Origin of the sequence: Caballeronia sp. LZ003 (genome assembly GCF_031451465.1) — a bacterium.
GTDB lineage: Bacteria > Pseudomonadota > Gammaproteobacteria > Burkholderiales > Burkholderiaceae > Caballeronia.
Map to the genome: position 1 here is coordinate 1 of NZ_JARUXJ010000183.1, position 452 is coordinate 452.

At 58.8% G+C, this 452-nt stretch carries 1 protein-coding gene; it reads left to right on the top strand.

Going from position 1 to position 452, the window contains the following annotated elements:
* Nucleotide 1 precedes the first annotated feature (1 nt).
* Entirely contained in the window at nucleotides 2-436 is a 435-nt protein-coding gene (locus QCE79_RS33710; RefSeq protein ID WP_309851891.1) for a glycoside hydrolase family protein, read from the top strand.
* Nucleotides 437-452: the final 16 nt, after the last annotated feature.

The following is a 452-nucleotide window of genomic DNA, read 5'->3' on the forward strand; positions in this document are numbered from 1 at the left end:
CGTGCCTCGCTTTGAAGGGGTGGTGCATCGCGGTTACCTCGATCCTGTGGGCGCTGCGACGAAATGCAGCGGCGACACGCACGACGTCGTTGTCGGCCAGTCGTACAGTCCCGACGAGTGCTGGGAGTCGTTGAACCGCCAACTTATGACCCATGCCGATGATGTGCTTCGATGCACCCCAGGCCTCAAGGACCATTCAAACCAGCTCGCCGCCGCGGTGAGCTTTGCTTACAGCATAGGCGGCACAGCCTATTGCAAGAGCACAACCGCAAAACGATTCAATGAGCATGACTGGAGGGGCGCTTGCCGGGCGATGAACGAATCGGACGACGGGCGTGCGCAGTGGGTGAGCTTGCGGATTTCGGCGATGGTGATCAGCCGTTTCGGTGAACGTGATCAGTCTGGAAGGTGGTGTTGCGCGGTCAATGGATTATAGCGACAGTGATCACGAT